The organism is Actinoplanes sp. NPDC049681 (assembly GCF_044465265.1).
GTDB lineage: Bacteria > Actinomycetota > Actinomycetes > Mycobacteriales > Micromonosporaceae > Actinoplanes.
The window spans coordinates 708,991-725,447 of sequence record NZ_JBITLP010000004.1 but is presented as its reverse complement, the minus strand read 5'-3'; the positions used below and the strand labels follow the sequence as shown (position 1 = coordinate 725,447).

Annotated in this window: 14 protein-coding genes; 2 read left to right on the top strand and 12 right to left on the bottom strand. The window is 73.6% G+C overall.

The annotated features are described in order from the left end of the window. Positions 1 to 6: 6 nt before the first annotated feature. From alaS to ACIBO8_RS17745, 9 genes are all read right to left on the bottom strand, one after another. Entirely contained in the window at positions 7 to 2,691 is a 2,685-nt protein-coding gene (gene alaS / locus ACIBO8_RS17785) for an alanine--tRNA ligase (RefSeq protein WP_396116301.1), read from the bottom strand. Then, complete coding sequence (locus ACIBO8_RS17780; RefSeq protein ID WP_396116300.1) at positions 2,688 to 2,993, bottom strand: hypothetical protein; 306 nt, start codon at positions 2,991 to 2,993, stop codon at positions 2,688 to 2,690. The genes alaS and ACIBO8_RS17780 overlap by 4 nt, the downstream gene beginning before the upstream one ends. Positions 2,994 to 3,038: 45 nt before the next feature. Beyond that, positions 3,039 to 3,497 carry a DUF948 domain-containing protein gene (locus tag ACIBO8_RS17775; protein WP_396116299.1) on the bottom strand — a complete coding sequence of 153 codons (459 nt, stop codon included), beginning with the start codon at positions 3,495 to 3,497 and terminating at the stop codon, positions 3,039 to 3,041. A 76-nt stretch (positions 3,498 to 3,573) separates the two neighbouring features. Continuing rightward, a complete protein-coding gene (locus ACIBO8_RS17770; RefSeq protein WP_396116298.1) occupies positions 3,574 to 4,473 on the bottom strand; it encodes a hypothetical protein in 900 nt (299 codons plus the stop codon). A gap of 1,187 nt (positions 4,474 to 5,660) precedes the next feature. Beyond that, positions 5,661 to 5,900, bottom strand: coding sequence for a hypothetical protein (locus ACIBO8_RS17765; RefSeq protein ID WP_396116297.1), 240 nt, complete (start codon positions 5,898 to 5,900; stop codon positions 5,661 to 5,663). 2,115 nt (positions 5,901 to 8,015) lie between these two features. Then, positions 8,016 to 9,485 carry a replication-associated recombination protein A gene (locus ACIBO8_RS17760; RefSeq protein WP_396116296.1) on the bottom strand — a complete coding sequence of 490 codons (1,470 nt, stop codon included), beginning with the start codon at positions 9,483 to 9,485 and terminating at the stop codon, positions 8,016 to 8,018. A gap of 97 nt (positions 9,486 to 9,582) precedes the next feature. After that, a complete protein-coding gene (locus ACIBO8_RS17755; protein ID WP_396116295.1) occupies positions 9,583 to 9,792 on the bottom strand; it encodes a hypothetical protein in 210 nt (69 codons plus the stop codon). A 72-nt stretch (positions 9,793 to 9,864) separates the two neighbouring features. After that, complete coding sequence (locus ACIBO8_RS17750; RefSeq protein WP_396116294.1) at positions 9,865 to 11,139, bottom strand: MFS transporter; 1,275 nt, start codon at positions 11,137 to 11,139, stop codon at positions 9,865 to 9,867. Next, positions 11,136 to 11,699 (bottom strand): helix-turn-helix domain-containing protein, encoded by a 564-nt coding sequence (locus ACIBO8_RS17745; protein ID WP_396116293.1) that lies wholly within the window; start codon positions 11,697 to 11,699, stop codon positions 11,136 to 11,138. Before ACIBO8_RS17745 ends, ACIBO8_RS17750 begins: the two co-directional genes overlap by 4 nt. Before the next feature lie 58 nt (positions 11,700 to 11,757). Here ACIBO8_RS17745 and ACIBO8_RS17740 point away from each other — a divergent pair, with 58 nt between their 5' ends. Both ACIBO8_RS17740 and ACIBO8_RS17735 read left to right on the top strand, forming a co-directional pair. Beyond that, complete coding sequence (locus ACIBO8_RS17740) at positions 11,758 to 12,237, top strand: GNAT family N-acetyltransferase (RefSeq protein WP_396116292.1); 480 nt, start codon at positions 11,758 to 11,760, stop codon at positions 12,235 to 12,237. Positions 12,238 to 12,270: 33 nt separating this feature from the next. Beyond that, a complete protein-coding gene (locus tag ACIBO8_RS17735; RefSeq protein ID WP_396116291.1) occupies positions 12,271 to 13,290 on the top strand; it encodes a hypothetical protein in 1,020 nt (339 codons plus the stop codon). On the opposite strand, the gene ACIBO8_RS17730 is transcribed toward ACIBO8_RS17735, so the two are convergent. From ACIBO8_RS17730 to aspS, 3 genes are read right to left on the bottom strand one after another with little or no spacing between them, the layout of a single operon-like run. Then, a complete protein-coding gene (locus ACIBO8_RS17730; protein ID WP_396116290.1) occupies positions 13,274 to 13,768 on the bottom strand; it encodes a GyrI-like domain-containing protein in 495 nt (164 codons plus the stop codon). The genes ACIBO8_RS17735 and ACIBO8_RS17730 overlap by 17 nt on opposite strands. Positions 13,769 to 13,787: 19 nt before the next feature. Next, on the bottom strand, positions 13,788 to 14,597 hold the full coding sequence (locus tag ACIBO8_RS17725) for an SDR family oxidoreductase (RefSeq protein WP_396116289.1): 810 nt from the start codon (positions 14,595 to 14,597) through the stop codon (positions 13,788 to 13,790). Then, entirely contained in the window at positions 14,597 to 16,414 is a 1,818-nt protein-coding gene (gene aspS, locus ACIBO8_RS17720; RefSeq protein ID WP_396116288.1) for an aspartate--tRNA ligase, read from the bottom strand. Before aspS ends, ACIBO8_RS17725 begins: the two co-directional genes overlap by 1 nt. Positions 16,415 to 16,457 lie beyond the last annotated feature (43 nt).

Below are 16,457 nucleotides of genomic sequence, written 5' to 3'. Positions count from 1 at the left end.
TTCCTCTCAGGCAGCCTCCCCGACCGCCTTCTCCACCGCCGCCAGCAGCGCCGTGACCTGGTCAGCGGGCACTCCGCCGCCCTGCGCGAGGTCGGCGTTGCCGCCGCCCCGGCCGGACAGAGCGCCCTTCACCAGATCGGCCGCGGACAGGCCGCGACTCTTCGCCGTGGCGTTGATCGCTACGATCAGTGATGCCTTGCCGTTGGACCGGGCCGCGACCGCGACCACCGCGGGTCGACCACCGTCGATCTTTCCGCGGATCTCCTGGGCAAGGGTACGCACATCGTTGGTCGCCGCGCCCTCAGGTGCCTCGGTGCCCACGAACGCCACGCCCCGCAGATCCCTCGCCTGCGCAGCCAGCGCACCGGCCCCACCCAGCACCATCTGGGCGCGCATCTTCTCGAGTTCCTTCTCCGCGTCGCGCAGCGCGGTGACGGTCTGCTCCACCCGCTCCGCCACCTGGTCGCCGGGCACCCGGAACATCTCCGCGAGGCGCGTGACCAGCAGGTGCTCCTTGGCGAGGAAGCCGAACGCGTCGATGCCGACGAGCGCCTCCACCCGGCGTACGCCCGAGCCGATCGACGACTCCGTGAGGATCTTCACCAGGCCGAGCTGACCCGAGCGGGCGACGTGCGTGCCACCACAGAGTTCACGCGCATAGTCGCCGACTTCAACCACTCGGACCTCGTCGCCGTACTTCTCCCCGAACAGGGCCATCGCGCCGAGCCGGCGCGCCTCCTCCTGCGAGGTGATGAACGCATGGACCTCGAGGTCACGCAGCAGCACCTCGTTGACCTGCTGCTCGACGTCGTGCAGCACGCTCGGCGGCACCGCGCCCGGGGTGTTGAAGTCGAACCGCAGCCGGCCCGGCGCGTTCAGCGAACCCGCCTGGGTCGCCGACTCGCCGAGGAACGCCCGCATCGTCTGGTGGATCAGGTGCGTCGCGGTGTGCGACCGCGAGATCGCCTTGCGCCGGGTCACGTCGATCTCGGCGAAGCTCGTCTCACCCGAGCGCACCTCGCCGCGAACCACCTTGGCCTTGTGCACGATGAGGCCGGGAAGCGGCTGCTGCACGTCGACGACCTCGACCTGGCCGCCACCCACGTTGATCAGGCCGGTGTCCGCCTGCTGGCCACCGCCCTCGGCGTAGAACGGGGTGCTGTCGAGGACCAGCTCGACGTAGTCGCCCTCGCCCGCCGCCTCGACCCGCGTGCCGCCGCTGCCCAGCAGCGCTCGCACGCGCGACTCCCGGGAGACCTCCGCGTAGCCGGTGAACTCCACCGGGCCCCCGGCGTCCAGCACCGACCGGTACGCCGACATGTCCGCGTGACCGGTCTTGCGCGCGGCCGCGTCCGCCTTCGCGCGGGACCGCTGATCCGCCATCAGCCGGCGGAAGCCCTCCTGGTCGACGCTGAGCCCCTGCTCGGCGGCGATCTCCAGGGTGAGGTCGATCGGGAAGCCGTACGTGTCGTGCAGCTGGAACGCCTTGTCGCCGGACAGCGCCTTGCCGCCCTTGGTCTTGGTGTCCGTGATCGCCGTGTCGAGGATCGTCGTGCCCGCGCGCAGCGTGGACAGGAACGCCTCCTCCTCCGCGTACGCGTACGTGGAGATCCGGCCGAACTCCTCCGCGAGCTCCGGGTACGACGGAGACATGCAGTCCCGCGCCACCGGCAGCAGCTCGGGCAGCGCCGGCTCCTGCCAGCCGAGCAACCGCATGGCCCGGATCGCCCGGCGCATGATGCGGCGCAGCACGTAGCCGCGCCCCTCGTTCGACGGCGTCACACCGTCACCGATCAGCATCAGCGAGGTGCGGACGTGGTCGGCGATCACGCGCAGCCGCACGTCGTCGGGGCTCGACTCGCTGGCCGCGTGGCCCGAGCCGACGCCGTACTTCTTGCCGGTCAGCTCGGCCGCCCGCGCCAGGATCGGCCGGACCTCGTCGATCTCGTAGAGGTTGTCCACGCCCTGGAGCATCGACGCGATGCGCTCGAGCCCCATGCCGGTGTCGATGTTCTGCGCCGGCAGATCACCGACGATCTTGAACACCTCTTTGCTCTTCACGTCGGTGATCTCGTACTGCATGAAGACGAGGTTCCAGAACTCCATGTACCGGTCCTCGTCGACCTCCGGGCCGCCCTCACGGCCGTACTCGGGGCCGCGGTCGTAGAAGAGCTCGGAGCACGGACCGGCCGGTCCCGGGATGCCCATGGACCAGAAGTTGTCCTTGTTGCCGCGACGCACGATGTGCTCGGCCGGCACGCCGATCGCGCGCCAGTAGCCGAACGCCTCGTCGTCGTCGAGGTAGACGGTCGGCCAGATCCGCTCCGGGTCCAGCCCGTAGCCGCCGTCGGCGACCGGCCTGGTGCACAGCTCCCAGGCGAGCTTGATCGCGCCTTCCTTGAAGTAGTCGCCGAACGAGAAGTTGCCGTTCATCTGGAAGAACGTGCCGTGCCGCGACGTCTTGCCGACCTCGTCGATGTCCGGCGTACGGATGCACTTCTGCACGCTGACCGCCCGCTTGTACGGCGGGGTCCGCTGACCGAGGAAGAACGGCACGAACTGCACCATGCCGGCGTTGATGAACAGCAGGTTCGGGTCGTCGATGGCGGGCAGCGGGGCACTCGGCACGACCGTGTGCCCGTTGGCCTCGAAATGCGCCAGATAGCGCCGCTTGATCTCCGCCGTCTTCATCGCTGACCCTCCTGGGCGTGCCGCCCGTGTGAGCCGTCCTGCGCGTCGTCGCGCAGGTCGGCGAACCTGTCCTCGTAGAGCTCCCCCGCCGCGAAGGCAGCGTGGATCTCCTGCTCGCGCTCGGCCATCCCCTCGCGCACGTCCTCCACGAAGCTACGCAGGGACTCGACGAGACCGCCAGCCGATTCCGACAGCGACGTGGCGATGCCGGACGGGGTGAACTCGTTCGCCTTACGGGTGACCTTGCGGACGACGATGGCGCCGACGGCCAGGCCCACGCCCAGCCAGAGCAACCGCTTCATGAGTCTTCTCTCCGGTTCTTCGGCTCTTCCGTACGCGCTCGGGCGTCAGCGGGCCGCGCGGGCCGCCTTGCGCCGCTGCTTGAGGGAGGCGCGGACCTCGCGCTCGTCCTCGGCGTGCCGGCGGGCGGCGGCGGCCTTGCGCAGGCCGTACCCGAACGAGGCCACCTTGACCAGCGGGTTCGCGGCGGCCGCGGACACGACGGTGGCCAGGTTCGCGACGTTCGCGGTGACGTTCTGGGCGTGCTCGGTCATCGTGTCGATCTTCGCGAGCTGGACGTTCACACCGTCCAAAGAGACCTGCACCTGGCCGAGCGCGGTGTTCACGTTCTCCACCGTCTCGGTGACACCGCCGAGCAGCGGCCCGGTGCGGTCGTTCAGGTCGTTGATGGCCTGCGTGGCCGCGTCCACGGTGTGCCGCAGCTTGAGGATCGGCACGGCCAGCACCAGCACGAGCATCAGGAACGCGCCCGCCGCGATCAGGCCTGCGATTTCTCCGGCGTTCATTACACGCGTCTCCTCTACCGACGGGCCGCTAAGCGTGACAACGTGCAGACCCTACCGTCCGTCATCGCGGTCCGCGTCACGACGCCGAGGGTGTCGGCTCCAGCGCCGGATCATTCGTCAGCACGGGGTCCGGCGTCTCCCCGATCAACGAGGGATCCACGGCGGGCTGAGGCTTGCCCCGCGGGTCGGTCACGGCGTTCTGCACCTTGATGGTGACGGTCGACCCGACACACTTCGCCGGATCCACCGTCGGCACGGTCCCGTCCGGCCCGGTCGACGGCACGGTCGCCGGATCCTGCGCCGCCACCGCGTCCACGGCGCACTCGGGCAGGCGTACCCACAGGTCCAGAGTGAACTCGTCCCTCGTCCAGCAGGTGTACTTGCCCTCGGTCGTCGGCTGATCGGTGCACTCACCGCCGCGCGGCGCCCACCCGGCCTTCCGCAACGCGGCCGAATACGCCTGATTGGTCTCCTCGAACGGCCGGTCCGACTGGGCGACCCGCTCCCGGAACCGGCACTCGATGAAGCACCACCGGCTCCCGCTGATCCGGTCGTCGGTGTCCTTACCGGCCCACGCCGGCACACCGAGCGCGTCGAGGGAGTTGAAGACCGGGTCGCGGGTCGCGGACCGGATCCCGAAGAACAGCGGCAGCAGACCCAGCACCAGAACGCTCAGCGACACGAGCGTCAGCACCCGCAGGCGCCGCTTGGCCCGCATCTGCCGGCGCAGCTCGGACCGAGCACCCCGCAGACCGCCCAGCACGCCGGGCACGTCACCGTCACCGTTCTCCGACGGTACGGACGCCCGTGTGCCGGCCGCAGCACGCAGGCCGCCGGCACGCCCCTCGTCGGCGACGCCTCCGGTGCCCTGGCCGGGGCCTTGAGCAACACCTTGGCCGGGCACCGTCGCGGCACCGACCCCGGACATCTGGGCCGCACCCTTGCCCGCCACCTTCGCGGCGCCGGCACCGGGCACCTGGGCAGCGCCCTTGCCCGGCGGTTGGGCCGCGCCGACCGCCGGCTGAGCAGCCCTGCCAGGCAGCTGAGCGGCGTCCTGGGCGGGAACGGGAGCGGCACCTACGCCGGGTACCTGAGCAGCGCCTCGGCCCGTCTGCACCGCCGCAGCGGCACGGACGGGCGGCACGGCCGCCGCGCCGCGACCGGGCAGATCGGGGGCACCGGACGCCGGACCCGGCGCTCCGGAGACCGGGCGCGGACCGCCCGAGGTCGGTCGTGGCCCGGTTTCACCCGGACGGGGAGCACCCGACGTGGGACGCGAAGCACCCGCGGTATGGCGCGGACCCCCCTCACCCGGACGCGGACCAGCGTCACCCGGACGCGGACCGCCGGAAGTGGGGCGGAGGCCGCCTTCACCGGGGCCCGGACCGCCCGAGGTCGGGCGGACGCCACCCTCAACCGCGCGCGGGTCACCAGAAGTCGGACGGAGGCCGCCTTCAGCCGGGCGCAGGGCGCCGGACGTCGGGTGTGCGCCTCCCGAGACCGGGCGTGGACCACCCGAAGTCGGACTAGGGGCGGCCGGACCGGAGCCCGCAGCTCCCGATACAGGGCGCGGGCCACCTGAGACAGGGCGCGGAGCGCCAGGAACCGGTCCACCGGTCCCCGGCATCGCACCAGCCGGGCTGCCCTGGACGGCACCCGTGCCGCGGCGGCCCGTGCCGGGCGGAACCGCGCCGGTGCCACGCGGGACAGCACCCGTGCCACGCGGAACGGCACCCGTGCCACGCGGAACGGCACCCGTGCCACGCGGAACGGCACCCGTGCCACGCGGGATGGGACCCGTGCCTCCCGAGACTGCGCCCGCGCCTCCCGGAACCACGCCCGTGCCACGCGGGATCGGACCCGTGCCTCCCGGAACCGCGCCCGTGCCACGCGGGATCGGACCTGTGCCTCCCGGAACCGCGCCCGTGCCACGCGGGACCGGACCCGAGCCGGTGCCACGCGGGACGGGGCCGGTACCGCGCGGGATCGGGCCGGTGCCATCGGGTGTCGCCGGCGGTCGGACCGGTGCGTTCGCGGCTCGGCCGGGAGCGTCGGACGGCCGCCCCGGCGCGCTGGGGCGACCGGGGACTGCACCCGGGCCTGCGAAGTCTGTCGGCATTCCGCCCGACGCCGTCCCGGCCGGTCCCGTCGGGGCTCGGCCGGTCACCGGCGGGCCTCCGGGACCGGACTGATGACGGCCCTGGCCCGGCTGACCCTGATCCGGCCGCGCCGCACCCGGTTGACCCGGACCCTCCGCGCCAGGCCGGCCCGGACGCGCGGCACCCGGCTGGCCCGGACGCGCCACACCCGGCTGACCCGGACGCGCGGCACCCGGCTGACCCGGACGCGCGGCACCCGGCTGACCCGGACGGGCGGCACCCGGCTGCCCCGGACGCGCCACACCCGGCTGCCCGGGGGCGGAGCCCGGACCGGCCGGACCCGGCTGGCCCGCCGGCGGCTGCTGACCCGGCACGGCGCGCCCCTGCTGACCCGGGCGCGCTACCCGGCCGGTGCCACGCGCCTGTGCGCCCGATGCCCGGCCGCCTGCCTGCGCGATCTGTCCTGTGGTGCCGATGACGCCGGAGGTGCTGCCCGCCATGGCGCCGGCGCGACCCGGCACCGGAGGGGTCCTGACCCCTTCCCGGCCGGGTACCACCGGCGGGACCACGGCCGCCGACGCTCGTGCCGGCTGGCCCGGTCCCGTGCGCCCGCCGTCCGGGCCGCCACGCCCGCGCCTGCCCGTGGGGGCGTTCCCGGCGTCCGGGCCGTGCTGTCCGGGGGGCCGGATCGCTCCGGTGCCGCCGCGGCCGATCGGCATCGGGCCGGAGGTCTCGTCCGCGTCCGGGCGTCCGTGGCGGCCGCCTTGCTCAGCCGGCGGGTTGCCGGGTCGTACGCGCCCCGACGTGGCTGTGTTGCGGGAGCCGAAGGACTGACCGTCCGCGCCGGGGACGGCCGAGACGGGCCGGGGGGCACCGCTGCTCGGGCGCGCGGCGCCGCCGCCCTCGTGCCGGCCGGCCGGTCCGCCGGGCGCAAATCCGGGCTGGACCCGCTCGTCCGGCGCACTCCGGCGACCGCCGGACACAAGCCCGGACTCGTCCGGGGCACCACGGCGACCGCCGGACACAAGCCCGGACTCGTCCGGGGCACCACGGCGACCGCCGGACGGAAAGCCCGGCTCCCCGGGCGCGCCGCGACGGCCGGCGAGCGGGAAAGCATCACCGGGCTCGGGCGCGGCGTGACCACCGGGGCGATCGGGCGCGGCATGCGCGGCGGTCCGGTCGGGCACGGCGTGGCTACCGTGCCGGGGGGCTGGTCCCGGACCGGACGGTGCCCCGCCGCCGTGACGCGGTTGAGCCGGACCCGGCCGGCCGGGCATGGCGGGGTCGCCCGGGCCGGTCTGCTCGGGATAGCCGGGGCCGGAAGGCTGCTGGTGACGGGCGGCGCGCCCCGGCGGCGACACGGGACGGCCGGGCAAGGGGGCCTGCGGCGACACGGGACGGCCGGGCAAGGGTGGCTCCGGCGACATGCCGCGCCGGCCGGACGGTGGCGGCGTGCCCGGCGAGACGGGCCGCGCCGCGGGGACCTGCGGGGCGTTACCCGAGGCCGGCACCCCGGACGCCGGGCGCACGGGTGAGAAGCCGCCGGAGGGCCGGCCCGCGGACGGATGGCCGCCCGACGGACCGTCAACGGATGGGTAGCCGCGAGGCGGGCCCTCGACGGACGGGAACCCGCCAGACGAACCGCCCACGGACGGATAGCCGCCGGACGAACCCTCGACGGACGGATAGCCGCCGGACGGACCCTCGACGGACGGATAGCCGCCGGACGGACCGCCCACGGACGGGAAGGCGCCGGACGGACCGTCGTCGACCGGGCGGAAGCTGCCGGAGGGACCGTCGGCCGGACGGAAGCTGCCGGACGGACCGTCGGCCGGACGGAAGCTGCCGGACGGACCGTCGACCGGACGAGAGCTGCCGAACGGACCGTCGACCGGACGAGAGCTGCCGGGCGGGCCTTCGACCGGCGGGTAGCCGCCGGACGGCGTACCGACCGCCGGGAAGGAGCCGGACCGGTCGATGTGGCGACGGCCGTGACCGGGATCGGCGGCTTCCGGGGCGGGTGCGGCTCGGCGACCCGGGGGCGCCGCGCGGCGACCGGGAGGGGACGGCGCGGCGGGCGAGCCGGGACTCGCCGGAGCGGGGCTGCCGCCACGGGGGGCCGGAGCGGGGGGCGCGGACGACGGCAGCGCGGGGAAGGGATCGTCGTCGGGTACGTCGTCCGGGCCCGGCGCGCGGCGGCCGCTCTTGCTGGTGCGGGCCTCGCCCGGGGCTGCGCCCGGGCCGATGGCGCCGCCCTTCTCCTTGGCCGTGCGCAGGTCGTCGAGCCAGCCCGTCTCCTCGCGGGGGACCTCTTCGGGCGCGACCGGCTCCGGACGGCCGCGGCCGAACAGACGGCGGCTGCGGCCGGTCTGGTCGGTGCGCTGGTCGTCGTGGTCGCTGGGCTCGGCGCCGCGCCTGCTCACGGCTGGTCCTCTCCGGCGGCGGGGCCGCTGTCGTCGTGCTGCGAGGTCGGGGCCTGCGGTATCCCGGAGGATGTCGCGCCGCCGGTGGACGGCGGGGTGCCTCGGACGATTCTGCGCAGCCGGGGCAAGCGGTCCGCCACCGCTCGCTCGGCGCCGTGGTCGGTCGGGGTGTAGTAGTCGGCGCCGATCAGATCATCCGGCACGTACTGCTGCCTAACAACACCCTTGGGGTCGTCGTGTGGATAGCGGTAGCCCTTGCCGTGACCCAGGCCACGCGATCCGGGGTAGTGGGCGTCGCGCAGGTGGGCGGGGACCGCGCCGCCGCGGCCCGCGCGGACGTCGGCGATCGCCGCGGAGATGGCGGTGGTCACGCTGTTGGACTTGGGGGCGGTGGCGAGGTGCACGACCGCCTGGGCGAGGTTGAGCTGGGCCTCCGGCAGGCCGACGGACTGCACCGCCTGGGCCGCCGCGGTCGCCACGAGCAGGGCCTGCGGGTCCGCCATGCCGACGTCCTCGCTGGCGAAGATGACGATGCGGCGGGCGATGAAGCGGGGGTCCTCGCCGGCGACCAGCATGCGGGCCAGCCAGTGCAGGGCCGCGTCGGGGTCGGAGCCGCGCATGCTCTTGATGAAGGCGCTGGTCACGTCGTAGTGGGCGTCGCCGTCGCGGTCGTAGCGGACGGCGGCCACGTCGACGGCCTTCTCCGCCGTGGCGAGGTCGATCTCGGTGACACCCTGGGCGGCCGCCGACCCGGCCGCGGCCTCCAGCGCCGTCAGCGCCTTGCGGACGTCGCCGGCCGCCAGCCGTACGAGATGATCCTCGGCCTCCGCGCTCAGGGTGACCGCACCGCCCAGCCCGCGCTCGTCGGTGACCGCGCGGCGGATCAGCCCGCGGACGTCGTCCTCGTCGAGGGCCTGGAGGGTAAGCAGCACGCAGCGGGACAGCAGCGGCGAGATGACCGAGAAGTACGGGTTTTCCGTGGTGGCCGCGAGCAGCGTTACCGTGCGGTCCTCGACGGCGGCGAGCAGCGAGTCCTGCTGGGTCTTGCTGAAGCGGTGCACCTCGTCGATGAAGAGCACCGTGGGCGGTCCGCCGGCGCGGCGCCGGCGGCGGGCGGTGTCGATGACGGCCCGGACGTCCTTGACGCCCGCGGTCAGGGCGGACATGGCGACGAACGTACGGTCGGTGGCCGCCGCGACCAGGTGGGCGATCGTCGTCTTCCCGGTGCCGGGCGGGCCCCAGAGGATGACCGACATCGGGGTGGTGCCGGTGACCAGCTGGCGCAGCGGCGCACCGGGCGCGAGCAGGTGCTGCTGGCCGACGAGCTCGTCGAGGGTCGCCGGGCGCATGCGCACGGGCAGGGGCGAGTCGGCCGACGGGCGGGTGAATCCGGACTCCGCGCCGGCCGGGGCCGCGGTGTCCACGCCGCCCGGTCCGGTCAGGGGGAAGAGTCCGTCGAATTCCATCGGCAACGACAGTACCGGCCCGCCCTCCGGTGCCGGAAATGCACCAGTATGGGCGGGCCGGACGGTAACCCTGCGTGGATAGGAAACGACCGGATGGTCAGCCGCGGCCGGGGCGGCGGCCGTAGAAGCGGCGGCCGCTGCCGGTGCCGGCGCGCGGGCCGCTGCCGACGCCGGCCAGGTACAGGGAGAGCAGCAGCAGGCCGAGGGAGGCGAACGTCGGGAAGTTGAACAGGTCCGAGGTGTGCACGTCGAACAGGTCGAGCAGCAGGTAGATGCCGAAGACGACGGCCGCGGCGATCGCGAGCATGGTGGGCCTCCAGTGGGGGGTGAGAGCACTGGCCTGCTGATACCCCTGGGGTGATCGCGCGCAAACCACGGCTCAGGGCGCCGGCACCACCTCCGGCGTACCGGCGAGGACGACCTCCGGGGCGCCTTGCCGCGCGACGAGGTAGAGCGGCGCGGCCAGGGCCAGGACGGCGGCCCCCACCAGCAGCGCGACCACCAGGCTCGCCCCCGAGGCGATCGCCGTCAGCACGACCAGACCGAGGGCGCCGGCCGGCTGGGCCACCATGGAGTTCAGCGAGACCAGGCTCCCCCGGTACGGCCCCTCCACCTGCCGGTGCAGCAGGCCACTGTGCACCGGGTTGGCCGCGCCGTGCACGGTGTAGCAGAGCAGGAACGCCGCGATCACCCCGGCAGGTCCGGCCAGCAGCGCCATCCCGGCGACGGTGACCCCCTGGACGATCCGCAGCGTGAAGCCGGTCCACGGTGCGCCGATGCGGCGGGCGAGCACGGGAACCAGTGCGGCGCCGGCCGCCGAGGCCAGCCACGCCACCGAGCCGACCGGGCCCATCAGCGCCGAGGCGCGGTCAGGGTCGCCCAGCACGTCGGCGAGGCGTACGGACGTGAGGCTCTCGAAAGCGACCATGCCGAACCCCCAGAACACCTCGACGGCGACGAGGGCGACGACCACCCGGGACCGGCGCAGCAGCGCGACGGCTCCCCCGATCGCCCCCGGAACCGCGCGTACGGAGGCCACCAGGGCGCCGAAGCCCCGCCGGGAGCGCGGCTCGGTCATCAGCGTGGCCACGGCGACCACTGAGACGACTTGGAGGGTGAGCGCCACGTACACCGGAGCGCTGAGCGCGCTGACCGGGCCGAACGGGCCGAGGGCGACCAGCCCGCCGGTGATCAGGGCTCCGGCGGCGATGGCCACCCCGAGCACCACGCCGCTGCGGCTCAGGCCGGTCTCGATGTCGGCGTGCTGGTCGGCGGCCAGGGCCTGGTCGACGTACCACGACTCGAGCGGTCCACTGTCGAGCGCGCGGTAGATGCCCTGCAAGATGTAGAAGGTCATGAAGAGCAGGACCGAGTCGGCGACGGTCAGCAGGCACAGCGACGCGATGTCGACGAGGCCCGCGAGCAGCAGCACCGGTCGCCGGCCCATCGCGTCGGACAGGCCGCCGGTCGGCAGCTCGAGCAGCAACACGGTGATGCCCTGCAGGGCGGCGGCCGAGCCGTACTGGGCCAGGGTGAGGCCGCGTTCCAGCGGCAGCAGGACGATCACGGGGATCATCAGGCCCACGGGCAGCCAGCGCAGGGCGAGCAGCAGCAGGAAACGCCGCTGGGCGCGGGCGGGGGTGAGGGTGCTCATGAGGGCTCCACTCTCGGCATGCCGTACAGATAGAAGACGATCTGCCGGGCGTCCGGGGCCGGACCGGCGGCGCGATAGCGCTCGATGACCTCGGCGAGGTCGGCGTTGAGGGCGTTGAGCTGGTCGGCCGAGAGGTTCAGCCAGTAGTCGGAGAAGCTCGCGGCCTCCCGCCACTGCGGCGGCTCGTCGCCCTGGATGCGCCGCCAGGCCTCCGCCTGCTCGACGAAGCCGCGCAGCCACGACCCCTCGAGCCAGTCCGCCGCGGCGGTGGCGTCGGGGTCACCGGCGAAGGCGTCCCGCTGCCAGCTGGTCATGTCGTGCGCCGAGCGCCACCAGCGTTCCCGGCCGCGGCCGGGCCGTTCCTCCTCCAGCACCAGGCCGACGTCGGCCAGCTGCCGCAGGTGATAGCTGGTCGCCCCGGTGTTGGTGCCCAGCGCCTGGGCCAGCCGCGTCGCGGTCGCCGGCCCGTCGAGGCGCAGCCGGCCCAGCAGCCGGAAGCGCAACGGATGCGCCAGCACCCGGATCTGGCGGGCGTCGAGATGCACTTCCCTCTGCTCCATACCTTGCACAATACTTGTGCACAGAAATTGTGCAAGGATTCTGTGCAACGATGTCGCCATGATCGATGTACGCCAGGCGGTGCCGGAGGACGCGCGGGAGCTGATCCGCCTGCGCAAGGTGATGCTCGACTCGATGGGCGACGACCCGGCACCTTCGGGCGAGTGGGAGCGGACCGGCGTGACCATCCTGGAAAGGCAGCTGAGCGGTCGGGACGGCATGCTCGCCGCCTTCGTCGTGGACCGCCCGGACGGCACGGGCCTCGCGGTCTGCGTCGTGGGCGCGGTGGATCAGCGGCTCCCCAATCCGCGGGACCCGACCGGACTTCGCGGGTACGTGTACAACGTCGCGACCGACGCCGCGTACCGTCGCAGGGGCTACTCCCGAGCCTGCATGAACGCCCTCATCGACTGGTACGCCACCCGTGGCGTCTCCGCCGTCGACCTGCGCGCCTCGGCCGAGGGGGAACCGCTCTACGCGGCGCTGGGCTTCCGCCGTACCGATGAACCCGCGATGCGCCTCCATCTGCCGGCGCCTTGACCTCAACCTCGCTTCAAGATGCAGGCTGCCGTCATGGTTCTCGACGACGCGCTCATCCGCCTTCGCCGCACCGGTCCCGAACGCGACGGCTGGCTGTCCAACCATGCCCCGATGGCGGTGGAGGCCCTGGTCCGGCACGGCCGCCAGGCGACCGTGCACCGCTGGCTCGACACCTATTCGGCACGGCTGGAAGACCGGCCGCGCGGGATAGCACGGATTCCGGCGCAGGAGTGGCGGGACCCGCTCGGTGATCCGGTACGCACCGGGGACTGGCTCACCTACTTCGAGCGGGAGGCCTCGCTTGCGCCGTGGCGTGACGTGCTCGCCACCTGGTGGCCTCGACTACTGCCCGGGATCGCCGCCGGCGCGACCCACGGCGTGATCCGGGTCGGTCATGCGGTCCGCGCCCTGCTCGACGAGGAGACGCCGGCCCGCGTGGCGGAACTCGGGGACGGGCTGGCGTACTGGGCGGCACGCTGGCAGCCGCTGGCTCCCGCGGGGCGCGGCCCGTACCGTCGCACCGACCCGCGGGCCGCGCTCGACGCCGTGCCGCGCGTACCGGATCAGCGGTTCGGCATCCGCAACCGGCTCGCCCAGCTCGCCCACCTGCCGGACTGGGCGGAAGCAGCCGGTGCCGTGCCGGGCGAGGGCGACCCGGCAACCCGCATCGCGGCGATCGTCGCGGCCGCGGTCCGAAGGCACACCACCCACGGGTACGGGAGCCCGGTCATGCTCGTCCACGCGGCGACGGCTCCGGCAGCCGTCCTGCGAACCCTCCCAGCCCTGCCACCATCCCTGCACGCGGCGAGCCTCGAGGCCGCGTGGGCGGCAAGCGCGGCCGTGACAGCGGCCTACTCCCCCGCGACGGCATCGGCGCCGGCACCGGCGGGTTCGCTCGACCCCGGCTCGGTGATCGACAACGCCGTCACGTCCGGCGACGCCCACGCCATCAAGTTCGCGGACGCGGCGGTCGAGGCCTGGACCGGCACCGGCGACCCGGTGCTGCTGGCTGCCGGCTGCCACGCCACGGAGCTGATCAGTCCGCGAGCTTGAACAGCAGAACGGTCTCCCACTTGTGCATGTCGGGCTCCTCGGCGGGATTGGTCATGAGGACCTCCAGCCGCGCACCCCACACCTCACCCTCGGGCGTCGGCGTCCGGTCCCACTCCAGGCCGCGCCGCTGGGCCCAGTCGAGGAGGTCCGCGGTCACCGCCATGAGCTCGCCGGGGTGGCCCACGTGGGAGACAGTGGCATACCGGCCGGCCGGCAGCACGTCCACAAAGGTCGGTTCGGCCACGTCGATCGGCGCGGCCACCGGGATGCCGGCCTCGACGATCAGCTCGGCCGACATGTCGATGACCCGGTAGCGGAAGAACGGCGCACCGACGGGCGTGACTCCGCGCTCCCCCAGCCACCCGAACATCGTCGGCAGATGGTCCGCGACCAGGGCGAACTCGGTCATGGTGATCGATTCCCGCCGCCCGACGTAGACCTGCTCGGGCCGTTCGACGATGGTGGGTTCCGCCAGCATGCGGTCCATCATGCCGGGTCTACCGCCGCAGCGCCTCCGACGCCGGTCGCAGCGGGGTCTTGAGGAGGCCGGCGGCCCGGGTGGAGTCGAGGAGGAGGTTGCCCGGCCGGGCGCCCAGGCCGCCCTCCGCGATCGTGCAGGTGGGTACCGCCTCCGGGTCCAGGCCGTGGGCCGCTGCGACCAGCCGGCCGAGGCCGGCTCGGCTCAGCGCCTCGGGGCCTGCCACGTTGATGGCGCCGGCATAGCCGGAGGCCGCCAGCTCGAGGATCGCCGCGGCCAGGTCGGTGGCGTCGATCGGGCAGCGGTACTCGTCGGTGAAGAGAGCTCCCTGCTTGCGGCCCGTCGTCAGGTCCAGCGCCAATTGCACCTGCTTGCTGCGCTGGTCGCCGATGATCAGGGACGTGCGGACCACGACCGCCGCGGGGTCGATCGCGCGGACGGCCGTCTCGCCTGCCGCTTTCGCCGCGCCGTAGAGGTAGACCGGGGACGGGGGTTCGTCGTCGCCGTACGGGTCGGGGCGGCCGGCGTGCACCGCGTCGGTGGAGACGTGGACGAGGCGGGCGCCCACTGTGGACGCGGCCAGGGCCACGTTCGCGGCACCGTCCGCGCAGATCGTCCAGCTGTCGGCTCGGTAGGCCGTGTTGACGATCAGCTGCGGGCGTACCGAAGAGATCAGGGTGTGGACCGCGGCCCGGTCGGTGACGTCCAGGGGCGACCAGCCGGTTGCCCCTGTCGTGGCCGTGCCCACCACCTCGCCGCCGGCCGCCGACGCGAGCCGGGCCACCTCACCGCCGAGGTGGCCGCTCGCGCCGACGACCAGCGTGCGCATCAGTTGGAGCGTTCGACCGGTACGGCCTGGCCGTCCGTGCCCGGCGTGGCCGTGGTGGCCTTGGGCTTGGCGTCGATGCCGGCTTCCTTGCGCTGCTCGGCGGTGATCGGGGTGGGCGCAGTGGTCAGCGGGTCGAAGCCGCCGCGGGTCTTCGGGAAGGCGATGACCTCGCGGATGGACTCGTTGCCGGACAGCAGCATGCAGGTACGGTCCCAGCCGAGCGCGATGCCGGCGTGCGGCGGCGGCCCGTACTTGAACGCTTCGAGCAGGAAGCCGAACTTGTCCTGCGCCTCCTCCGGCGTGATGCCGAGCAGGGCGAAGACCCGGCTCTGCACGTCCGCCTGGTGGATACGGACGCTGCCGCCGCCGATCTCGTTGCCGTTCACCACGATGTCGTACGCGTACGCCAGCGCCTGGTCCGGCGCCTCCTCGAAGCGGTCCAGCCACTCGGCGTTGGGCGAGGTGAACGGGTGGTGCACGGCCGTCCAGCCGCCCGCTGTTCCATCCTCGTTCGAGGTCCGTTCGAACATGGGCGCGTCGACGACCCAGCAGAACGCCCACGCGGACTCGTCGATCAGGCCGGCGCGCTTGGCGATCTCGATGCGGGCCGCGCCGAGCAGCTCCTGGGCCTCACGGCGCTCGGTGGCGGCCGCGAAGAACACCGCGTCGCCGGGCTTGGCGCCGACCTGGTCCGCGAGGCCGGCCAGGTGTTCCTGCGACAGGTTCTTGGCGACCGGTCCGCGAGGTTCACCGGTCTCGGCGTCGAGGACGACGTACGCGAGGCCGCGGGCGCCGCGCGCCTTGGCCCAGTCCTGCCAGCCGTCGAGCTCCTTGCGGGTCTGCGAGGCGCCGCCGGGCATGACGACCGCGCCGACGTAGCCGCCCGCGTCGATGGCGCCCGCGAACACCCGGAACTCGGTGCCGCGCAGGTAGTCGGTCAGCTCGGTCAGCTCGACGCCGTAGCGCAGGTCGGGCTTGTCGGAGCCGTACCGGTTCATCGCGTCGTGCCAGGTGATCCGCGGGATCGGGGTGGGCACGGTGTAGCCCGCGAGCTCGCCCCACAGCTTGGTGACGAGCTCCTCGCCGAGCTCGATGATGTCGTCCTGGGTCACGAACGACATCTCGATGTCGAGCTGGGTGAACTCCGGCTGCCGGTCGGCGCGGAAGTCCTCGTCGCGGTAGCAGCGGGCGATCTGGTAGTAGCGCTCCATGCCGGCGACCATCAGCAGCTGCTTGAACAGCTGCGGGGACTGCGGCAGGGCGTACCAGGTGCCGGGCTGCAGGCGCACGGGAACGAGGAAGTCGCGGGCGCCCTCGGGGGTCGACCGGGTGAGGGTCGGCGTCTCGATCTCGTTGAAGTCGCGCGCGTGCAGCACCTCGCGGGCGATCTGATTGGCGCGGCTGCGCAGCTTGAGCGCCTTGGCCGGGCCGGAACGCCGCAGGTCGAGGTAGCGGTACTTGAGGCGCAGGTCGTCGCCGGCCTCGACGTTGTCGTCGACGGGCAGCGGCAGCGGCGCGGCCTCGGAGAGCACGACCAGCTCGCTCGCCACGACCTCGATCGCGCCGGTGGCCAGCTCGGGGTTCTCGTTGCCCTCGGGTCGCGCGGTGACCTCGCCGGTCACCTTGACGCAGAACTCGTTGCGCAGCGCGTGCGCGTCCTCCTCACGGAAGACGACCTGGACGACGCCGGAGCCGTCCCGGAGGTCGACGAAGATCACGCCGCCGTGGTCGCGCCGGCGGGCGACCCACCCGGCGAGCGTCACCGACTGGCCGGCGTGGTCGGCCCGCAGGCTGCCGGCGTCATGGGTACGGATCACGGGAACGTCTCCTCACACAGGTTCACGGGGCGCATCCGACATT